The sequence below is a fragment of the Streptomyces sp. NPDC102258 genome, from assembly GCF_055584685.1.
Window position 1 is genome coordinate 1 of the sequence record NZ_JBVJLO010000074.1, and the last position, 1,572, is coordinate 1,572.

Consider the following 1,572-nt stretch of genomic DNA (forward strand, 5'->3'; position numbering starts at 1 on the left):
CTGGTGAGGTGCCGGAGACGGCGGGTGCGCAACTGTGGGCGCTCGGACGGGTCGCCGCTCTTGAACTCCCCGATCGCTGGGGTGGTCTGATCGATCTCCCGGCGGACGCCGATGCGCGTACGGCGGGTCTGGCGGTACGGGCGCTGGCCGCCGGGATCGCAGACGGTGAGGATCAGCTGGCGGTGCGGCCCTCAGGCGCCTACGGCCGACGCGTCGTTCAGGCAAGCCATCGGAAGCCCACGGGTGTTGAGCCGGAATGGCGTCCGCGCGGCACCGTGCTCGTCACTGGAGGAATGGGCGCCATCGGGTCCCGGGTGGCCCGGTGGCTGGCCCGGAACGGAGCCGAGCACCTGGTGCTGATCGGTCGCCGTGGTGCGGAAACGCCCGGCGCGGATGCGCTGGCGGGAGAGTTGCGGGCCTCCGGCGTTCAGGTCACGCTCGCGGCCTGCGATGTGTCCGATCGTGCCGCGCTGGCCGCGCTGCTCGATGCGCATCCGCCGACCGCCGTCTTCCACACCGCCGGTGTGCTGAACGACGGGACGGTCGACACACTCACCCCCGGACGTCTGGACGGGGTCCTGAGCCCCAAGGCGACGGCCGCCGTTCACCTGCACGAGCTCACCGCACACCTGGACCTTGACGCTTTCGTCCTCTTCGCCTCCGTCACCGGCGTATGGGGTAACGGCGGCCAGGCCGCGTACGCCATGGCCAACGCGGCTCTGGACGCGCTCGCCGAGCAGCGCCGTGCCGGCGGACTTGCGGCGACCTCCATAAGTTGGGGCCTCTGGGGTGGCGGCGGCATGGCCGAGGGCAACGGAGAGGTGAGCCTCAACCGCCGTGGCATCCGAGCGCTTGAGCCTGCCACCGGCATCGAGGCGCTGCAACGGACGCTCGACCAGGACGCGACCTGCCGCACCGTCGTTGACGTGGACTGGTCCCAGTTCGCTCCGCGCACGGCTGCGCTGCGGCGCGGACGACTCTTCGCGGATCTACCCGAGGCGCGACGTGCGCTGGGATCGGAGGGGGCAGAACAGGAGGATGCCGGGACCGACGAGCCTGGCGCCGCGCTCGCCGAGCGCATCGCGTCGCTGCCGGAGCCCGAACAGCGCCGGATACTAGTCGAGTTGGTCCGAGCCGAGGCGGCTGCCGTCCTGCGGCACGACACGACGGAACTCCTGGCGCCGCGTAGGTCCTTCAAGGACGCTGGGTTCGACTCGCTGACCGCGCTGGAGCTCCGCAACCGGCTGAGCACCGCGACCGGTGTCGTCCTTCCCGTCACTGTCGTCTTCGACCACCCGAACCCCGGCGCGCTGGCGGACTTCTTGCACGGCGAGGCGCTGGGCCTGTCCGTGCCCCACGTTGCCGGGAGCGACCCGACCGACACGGCCCGGCCGGCCGTCGCCCCCGAAGAGCCGATCGCGATCGTCGGTATGGCCTGCCGTTACCCGGGCGAGGCCCACTCTCCCGAGGAACTGTGGAAGTTGCTCATGGACGAACGCGACGTCATCGGCCCCATGCCCACTGATCGGGGTTGGGATGTGGCGGGGTTGTTCGATCCGGAGCCTGGTGTGC

1 protein-coding gene is annotated in these 1,572 nt (G+C 71.1%); it reads left to right on the forward strand.

Annotation, left to right across the window (positions count from 1 at the left end):
• On the forward strand, positions 1-1,572 hold a 1,572-nt coding region (locus ACZ6ZT_RS35200; RefSeq protein WP_469724518.1), incomplete at both ends, for a beta-ketoacyl reductase.